Origin of the sequence: Nonlabens dokdonensis, from assembly GCF_002162835.1 — a bacterium.
GTDB classification, from domain to species: Bacteria; Bacteroidota; Bacteroidia; order Flavobacteriales; family Flavobacteriaceae; genus Nonlabens; species Nonlabens dokdonensis_B.
Genome location: NZ_MAAX01000189.1, coordinates 1 through 7,187, shown reverse-complemented (window position 1 = coordinate 7,187; position 7,187 = coordinate 1). Strand labels below are relative to the sequence as shown.

11 protein-coding genes are annotated in these 7,187 nt (G+C 37.0%); all 11 read right to left on the bottom strand.

Translation table 11 applies throughout. The features are described from left to right. On the bottom strand, positions 1-2,757 hold a 2,757-nt coding region (locus tag A9Q93_RS12740; protein WP_303687783.1), incomplete at its 3' end, for a hypothetical protein. 189 nt (positions 2,758-2,946) lie between these two features. Beyond that, positions 2,947-3,474: a D-Ala-D-Ala carboxypeptidase family metallohydrolase gene (locus A9Q93_RS12735; RefSeq protein ID WP_303687782.1), complete on the bottom strand. Its 528-nt coding sequence runs from the start codon at positions 3,472-3,474 to the stop codon at positions 2,947-2,949. Beyond that, entirely contained in the window at positions 3,474-3,623 is a 150-nt protein-coding gene (locus A9Q93_RS12730; protein WP_303687781.1) for a hypothetical protein, read from the bottom strand. The genes A9Q93_RS12735 and A9Q93_RS12730 overlap by 1 nt, the downstream gene beginning before the upstream one ends. Further along, positions 3,620-3,943, bottom strand: coding sequence for a hypothetical protein (locus A9Q93_RS12725; RefSeq protein WP_303687780.1), 324 nt, complete (start codon positions 3,941-3,943; stop codon positions 3,620-3,622). The genes A9Q93_RS12730 and A9Q93_RS12725 overlap by 4 nt, the downstream gene beginning before the upstream one ends. A gap of 38 nt (positions 3,944-3,981) precedes the next feature. Then, complete coding sequence (locus A9Q93_RS12720) at positions 3,982-4,458, bottom strand: hypothetical protein (RefSeq protein ID WP_303687779.1); 477 nt, start codon at positions 4,456-4,458, stop codon at positions 3,982-3,984. 327 nt (positions 4,459-4,785) lie between these two features. Then, the gene (locus A9Q93_RS12715; protein WP_144665665.1) at positions 4,786-5,136 is read right to left on the bottom strand and encodes a hypothetical protein; all 351 of its coding nucleotides are present in this window, start codon (positions 5,134-5,136) and stop codon (positions 4,786-4,788) included. Continuing rightward, complete coding sequence (locus A9Q93_RS12710) at positions 5,129-5,461, bottom strand: hypothetical protein (RefSeq protein ID WP_303687778.1); 333 nt, start codon at positions 5,459-5,461, stop codon at positions 5,129-5,131. The genes A9Q93_RS12715 and A9Q93_RS12710 overlap by 8 nt, the downstream gene beginning before the upstream one ends. Beyond that, the gene (locus tag A9Q93_RS12705; protein WP_144665669.1) at positions 5,458-5,700 is read right to left on the bottom strand and encodes a hypothetical protein; all 243 of its coding nucleotides are present in this window, start codon (positions 5,698-5,700) and stop codon (positions 5,458-5,460) included. The genes A9Q93_RS12710 and A9Q93_RS12705 overlap by 4 nt, the downstream gene beginning before the upstream one ends. A gap of 2 nt (positions 5,701-5,702) precedes the next feature. After that, positions 5,703-6,185 (bottom strand): peptidoglycan-binding protein, encoded by a 483-nt coding sequence (locus tag A9Q93_RS12700; RefSeq protein ID WP_303687777.1) that lies wholly within the window; start codon positions 6,183-6,185, stop codon positions 5,703-5,705. Continuing rightward, the gene (locus A9Q93_RS12695) at positions 6,182-6,679 is read right to left on the bottom strand and encodes a peptidoglycan-binding protein (protein ID WP_303687776.1); all 498 of its coding nucleotides are present in this window, start codon (positions 6,677-6,679) and stop codon (positions 6,182-6,184) included. The genes A9Q93_RS12700 and A9Q93_RS12695 overlap by 4 nt, the downstream gene beginning before the upstream one ends. Before the next feature lie 2 nt (positions 6,680-6,681). Beyond that, positions 6,682-7,187, bottom strand: a 506-nt coding sequence (locus tag A9Q93_RS12690) for a hypothetical protein (RefSeq protein WP_303687775.1), incomplete at its 5' end; no start/stop codon positions are given.

Sequence of the window (7,187 nt, the reverse complement as noted above, 5' to 3'; positions counted from 1 at the left end):
GGCTCGACCATTGGCAATAATAGCCTTGTTAACCAGAGCTTGGTACATATCGTTATTTTGGTGTTTATTATCTCGACACGAATTAACCAATGCTTTAAATTCCCTGAGCACGATATTGTTATCTACATCATAACTACATATTTCTTTCTTCAATCTTTCGTCTGCCAGTATATAAATATGTTTTGCTTTTAGATTGGTTCGGCATATCCTGCCAATAGCTTGGATAATATATTTTGAATAGTGCTGTCTAATATTATAGTCATTGTAAAGCGTACCATTAGACTTGTTGGGAATATCGTTTGAATTTAAAGATGCCATTAGATTTCTAAATGCTCTGGTAACTTCTAAATTGAGTGTCCTAAGCGAAATCCTGCCAGCTTCTAAAAGAAATTCTAACTGAAACAAATACTTAATAAAGCCTTCTTCATCTAATTTTTTGTTAACCAATTGTATGAGATGGGTTGGCTTGTCTAAGTAAATGGCATTGATATCGGTTTTTGTTGTATTGAAAGTTTCTAATTCTTCACTACGTATATCAATAAGCTGGGACACGTCTGGCGAGAGATATTGAAGATTTTGGCCTGCACCCATTGTTTGGTACATAGATATCAAGAACAGCTTTTGGCCATTTTTAAGTTGGTTTGTGAAATCCTCTTTTTTAGTTTCAAAATCAGCGCTGTTGATTATCCGATAGGAATTGGTAACCTTATAGGAAGACTGACCGTCATCATCGAGTGAAAGAAATTTGTTTTGTGCTTTGTGTAAAAAGATTAGTTCGTCAAAAATTCGTTCTAATGTTGTACTGTTTAGTTGATTATCAAATGGTTTTGGTTCCTTGTTTAACAAACACAACATTGCATTAATGTCATCTTCTTTTATGAAATGTTGGAAAGCGGTGGCGATTCTCAGATACCTACTTTGTGTATAGCCGTCAGGATTATCGATTTGACCAATAATTTCATCCGCCATTTCCTCATCGTTATCAAACAATGCTATGAATTCCTTTCTTATTTTTTCGGTTGCTTCTGTATTGATAACCCAAATAGGATGAAGACTTACTTTTTCATAGTTCTGAGTTTGCTTATCCACTAAAGATTTTAAAGAAAGAGAATCTTGTTCTGATAACTCACAAAATTTGACGCCTAACTGTTTTTTGAGGTATCCAATATCAAAATTACCAGTTACTGTCTCTACCTTGGCAGTAGCCGAGATGCCTACAACCTTAGCACGTTCTGCCAGTTTTAAAAGAAACTTTTCTGGTGTATTATAAAATTCATAGATGTAGGTTTTGGTAATGGTTTCGTGCTGCTCATCATCTATGAAATCGTAGTATCTAAAACCATTCTCGTAGATGCTGAAATCGTATAATATCTCATCTTTCTTCTTTTTCTCTTTTGGGTTTGTGCGTTCCCTTTCAGATAGGATACTATCCATTACCCACATTTTATATCTTCCTTCAAGCCTAAATTCTTCTAATATTGAGCTAAGAGCCAAATCATAACCATATTCAGAATCTGTTGCTTTTCTGCGTTCGTTTACAGTTTGTTGGTAATTGTCAGCAAGACTTTTTACAGAACCCTTGAAATAAGAAACAAAACCTTTGATCTGATTTAGAAGTGTTACTACATTTTTATTCCGGTCTTTAGGCTTATCATCTGTAAAATTGAGATGATTCATTTTTTTGTTTTCGCTTGAATCTATTTCAATGTATTTCTTATTATTTCGGTATACAGAATGATAATGGAAGTCGTGAAAAAGTAGATTGCGTTCTCTTGATATTCCAGCAGCTTCAGTTGTTTTAAAGCTGTAGCTAATGTTGAATTTATCTACGATTTCTTCTGCTTTTTCCTTTAACTCTTCTTCAATATTCTCTAAAGGAAGATATTTGTAGCCTTCATCTATAAGCTTCTGTCTTTTAATGGAATGTTCTATAAAATCCTGTGGTAATTTGTTATTGGATAACGCCCAATATATCTCATTAAATAAATGAATGTAATCTATTTTCTGTTTTTTGCCTCGCTTAATGATATTCTTTAAAATGCTGTCTTTAGATGCATCTATTTCGTCTATAAAAACAATGGCATCCTTTGTAATGTCATTGTTAGAAAAATGGTATGATGGCTCTACTATAGTACTATTTTGGGCATAAAATTTATCAATACTCAAGAAGAAAATTTTCCGTTCTGAAGAAAACACCGATGGATATAATGTGCCAATCCATTGCAAGGATTTATCTGTCTTAATCGCTTTTAAGCGTTCCCCTTTATTCGGGTAATTTTCCTTTAGATAAATCTCTATACGTCGTCTAAATTCACGCTCTTGTTTAGTCCGCAATTCATTTTTAGCTTTTTTGAGAATATCCTTAAAATTTCCAGTACCTTCATAACGGTTTATCAATTCCACTTGGCTTTTCAAATCCCAATAAGCAGCCAATTTGGTAAAATATTCTGGTATATCATCTTTGATTTTATCAAAGTTTCTAAGCACAAAACCAGAATTGGAATCTAAAAAAAGCACGTGTTTATCAAAGTCGTTCCTCTTTTTATTTATAACGAAAAAATCATTCTTAAAATCGTCAATCGGTAGATTCTTCTTGAGGTTGGTCACAAAGAATATTTTGCGTCCTTCTTTACAGTAGTTCTTATAATTTTCGAAAATCCATTTTAAGACATTATACGTTTTACCTGAACCAGTAGGTGGGTCGAATAGCAATAATCCGTTTTCTGCATTGCAATGGTTGTTTAAAATTTCAATCATTATTGTATAAATGTTTAGCTTCAAAATTCAGGCAAAAAAAAGGGCTTCATAAGAAGCCAGATAGTTTTGCGATAAATAAATGGAAACTTGTTGACAATTTTGCCTAACAATAATAACAAAAATTGAATCTAATCTCGATTATAAAAATTTTGATTGTCAACAACTGTTAGTTAATAAACAACGCTTTTCCTACACAAAAGGATTAACCGCCGCAGCAGTCCCACTAGGGTATCCCCAAGCCACGTATTGAGACTTACCTTCATCTACATCCAGATGAACAAATGTATTGCCTACGCCTATGCGTTTAAAGCCAACATCACGGGCGGCCAGAACCAGTTTGTTGCGGATTGTTCTAGAGGAAGCTCGGATATCAACAGCTTTACAGGCGGGCATTTTATGGGAAGAATTGCGCGCACCACCTACTTTACGATTGTGAGCGTCACTACGTGCTCCAGAGTTTATCCAACTGAAAATAGGGTAATTGGTTTTTACAGATAGGTTGTGCAGCATCACTATAAGCCGTCTATCCATACAGTTTCCAGAACCAGGAATGTCTGGACTGTCAAAGACCGAGAAATCTACAGCGATACCTTTATGTTTATAAGTCCTAAATTTAGAGCTTGACTTGCTTAATCTAAAAGCCCAAAAAGCGCCACCCATAAGTAGCGCCATTGTGCCTAATCCTATATAAATATGACGGTTATTTTTTAACGCCATTAAGCCTTGTCTTTACAATTGCAAGGCTTCTTTTTCTGCTGACTTTCCTTGTATCTCAAGTATAGATCAGAGCCTATTTTAATGGCACTCAACAAGGTAAATGCTGCAAAAATGTAATTGAGTGTATTACTTCCTTTATCTACATTCATTCTCTTTTCTTTTTATTGTAAATCTGAATTTCGGATTCCAGCTGTTCGATATATTTTTCAAGCTCTGTAATACGATCTCGCTGTTTAGTAATTGTGCGTGACATTGCGGTATTCTTATTCTCAAGCTGGCTGATGCGTTTTTCCATTTTTTCAGACCATTGCACCCAGTTGGTCACAATACTGTCATTAGCCTGAGCGTTAATGTGCCGTATCTCTGCATTTTTCAGTTTGCGCTGGATATTATAATGCATCAATAATTCTATGAGCTTCCAGAAGCCCGTAGCGCCTAAAACAATCGCAACAATTTCATAAACATTCATAACGTGGTCTTTTACGCTTTCGCGAAAGCGTAATTCATTTAAAATTCATCAGTTGGTTTAGGTTCATCTCTTGGTACTACAAACTCACCACCGCCATTTCTAAAGTTGACATAGCGCAATGGAAGCTCGGCCAAATAAGGGTTCACATTGAGTATCACGTGATCTTCACTATCGACAAAAGTCCCGTAGAGAAACAATCTACCATCTGCATCTATCGCATAGTTAAAGGTATTTCCCTTTTCCGTCTGGCACAGTCCATAATAATCAGATTGATCTGTTACCAATGGAGCTGGTAAACTTACCTGCCAGCCGGCAATCTCAAGTTGTTTGGCGTTTCTAGCACGTAGGCGAATATCCTTCCCAACAACTAGATTTGCATTAATGACCGAGTACCGATTGCGTACTGGCGAGTGTAGTAAACTTGGCCCTAAATGTTCCGGCTTAACTTCTAAAATCTCTTGTGTATTTTCTATCGATTTTGTCTCTTTTGAAACACTATCACTTTGATATCCCATAATTAGTTGGCTATTAATATTCCTGAAAGGATCAACAAGCCACCACCCAAAAGGATCTTGTGCAACTTGCCTTGTTTCAGTTTTTGATTTTTAAATTTTAGTTGGTTTTCTAAATACAGAATTTGCTCATTGCTATTCTCGGAAACTGCTGTCAGATTGAAATTTTGCAATCTCAATCTCGAGACCACAGAGTCTTTCTTTACAAGTAAACTGTCCTTGAGCCTAATCGAAAAATCCAATCGTCTCACGATGGAATCCTGATACCTGCCACGCTCTAATCGCAATGCAATCTCACGAGACTGTTCCAAGTTAAAACAGAAGTATTTCTCATTTTTTATAAGCTGTACTATCGGTTTTAAATCTTGAGAAATACAGCAAAAGCTCTGCATCGCTATAACTAGAAATAGTAGTAATTTTTTCATTGAGACTCGTTTTTAGATGGCCGATTGTGACGGTATTCTTACTTACCAAAGCCGTAAGGCTATCCACCTGCTTTTCCAGATCTTCAATCTCCAGGTCTAGCGATTGATTTTTTATAAGCAGATTTTGATTTTGTTCTTTCCAGTCGCTAGGCGTTCTTAGCTCATATCCATTCTCTTGTGGAATGATGATCTGCGTAAGTACAAGCACGACCACCGCAAAAAAGAAAATGGCGAAAATGACTTTCCACTTATTCACGTTTATCTTCTTTTTCAGGCTTAAAAAGTCTGTTCAACACACTTTCTAAAATCAGCTTGTGGAAGACGAGCGCAAACACAAATGACTGCAACAGCATTTCTATCTTGTGCAGCATCGTATCTCTTATAAAATAGACGATGATACCGTAAAGAATTCCTACGATAAGCACGCGATAGCGTGTCTTGATCTTTATGCCAGTAAAATCTGCTAACCAATCTGTGACTGGTTTTTGATTAAGACCGAAGGCAATAATGATGAACGTAAAAATATATGCCCAATCTAGGCTAGATAAGTAGTGAACTAAGTGTTTTAGGATGTCTGTCATTTCAATTGATTTTTAAGGGTTTCTTTTATGATTTTGATGTCTGCGGTAAGCAGGGATATTTGATGATTTGGGAACATATTTTTGGTCAAATGTGCAACCAGAACAATCGTTGCTCCAGATGCCAATAGAGCGATGATGATCTTTGTAAGCGTCTGGTTAGTCATTGTGAGCGTGACTTCGGTTTTAATGCCGTCATCATCTACAAGGCTGGACACGATATCTTTAATGCTTTTACCCATAATTAATTGGATTGGTTTTTAATGGATTCGTTCATTTCTAAGGCGTTGAAAAGCGATTCTGTAACCGTCTCAACTTTTAGATATTTCACTACACGCTCTTGAACTTTTTCATCATAAACGCCAGTCACGATTCCAGCCCAACCGTAATTTCTTAGCAAATACACTTGTAAGCGTTCCACATTTTTTCCCTTGCTTCCCAGTTGCAAAGGGAATGCATCTGCAACTGGTTTTTTAGGTAGTGTTTTGGGTTTCGGTGCGTTGGACTTTTTTTCAGGTGCAGGTGGTTTTGTCTTGACCACTTGCATTGTAGGTTTAAAACCTGTCTGTTTCGGTTTTAAAATCTCCTTTTTCAAGACTGCCGCCACAGCTTGCTTTTGCTCTTCAGCATCTTCTCGTTTACTTTTCAGTAATTGATGGGTAATGATGCCGACACCGAGCAAACCGCCAGTAATACAAACTATCTTTACGATGTTTTCCCGTTTCATTTTCCTACCATTTTTAGCGCTCTACGCATTCCTGCGATATCCTTTTCTGTAAATTCGGATTTGCCCAATCGCTTTTTGGCAGCCTTTAATGTGAGCGGTCCAAAAACACCATCCACACCATCACGCTTTGATCCAGACTTACCTAAATTCTCTTTGTAAATCTTGAGATACGCCTGCAAGGTTTTTACATCTTGGTGACGTGTTCTGTATTTAAGTGGATAGCCAGTCTTGACGTATTTTATGCGTGGTGTAGATGAAGAGCTGGAAGATGATCCCGAACTACTTGACACAGGAATGGTCGTGTTTATAGGAATTATCTGTGGTGTGCTCTCTTGGTTTTGAGCCAGGTCGCCTTCTTTTTGATCCTTCTTTTTCTTGTAGTACATATAGGCGACTGCACCACCTGCGAGTACAACGATCACACTACCCACAACAATGAGATCTTTGTTTTGTTCAAAAAAGGTTTTCTTAGGTTTGGTTACGATTTTCTTCATAGTTATTGGGTTTGATAATTAGGTAATTGGCGCACAGGATTATGCACATATTGTTTCATCTCTGATGCGCTTAAAAAACTGGACAAGTGTTTCCACAAATCCTGTTTGTACAATTGCCAGTATGCTTTTGAAAGGCTCGCTACTTGGGTTTTATCACGCAGGCGTTTGGCAAAAACGTCTTTGACCGCATCTTCATCATCATTAAAAGTTCCTTTGGCATTTTTGAGCTTTTTTGCCAAATTTCTGGCAGTAGCGTCGTCTAGTTTTTTAATCTTTCGTGGTGCAATCCATTGTTGCACGTTGGTCAGGTAATTCATATCAAAAGGCTTGTCCCAGTTGGGTTCTCGTTTGATCGTGCCTTGATTTCCTGTGGAAACTTGGATTCCAGAACCTATATCTTTACCGATGACCTGTTGGGCTTGTTGTTTTTCCTTTTTACGCTTTCGCGAAAGCGTAACAAACACACCTACTGTAACTGCCGCCATTGTAGCGCCACCTATCATCCACC

Coding starts and splice junctions, on each gene's coding strand:
- A9Q93_RS12735 (WP_303687782.1), bottom strand. CDS start 3,474: ATGGCGTTAAAAAATAACCGTCATATTTATATAGGATTAGGCACAATG.
- A9Q93_RS12730 (WP_303687781.1), bottom strand. CDS start 3,623: ATGAATGTAGATAAAGGAAGTAATACACTCAATTACATTTTTGCAGCA.
- A9Q93_RS12725 (WP_303687780.1), bottom strand. CDS start 3,943: ATGAATGTTTATGAAATTGTTGCGATTGTTTTAGGCGCTACGGGCTTC.
- A9Q93_RS12720 (WP_303687779.1), bottom strand. CDS start 4,458: ATGGGATATCAAAGTGATAGTGTTTCAAAAGAGACAAAATCGATAGAA.
- A9Q93_RS12710 (WP_303687778.1), bottom strand. CDS start 5,461: ATGACAGACATCCTAAAACACTTAGTTCACTACTTATCTAGCCTAGAT.
- A9Q93_RS12705 (WP_144665669.1), bottom strand. CDS start 5,700: ATGGGTAAAAGCATTAAAGATATCGTGTCCAGCCTTGTAGATGATGAC.
- A9Q93_RS12700 (WP_303687777.1), bottom strand. CDS start 6,185: ATGAAACGGGAAAACATCGTAAAGATAGTTTGTATTACTGGCGGTTTG.
- A9Q93_RS12695 (WP_303687776.1), bottom strand. CDS start 6,679: ATGAAGAAAATCGTAACCAAACCTAAGAAAACCTTTTTTGAACAAAAC.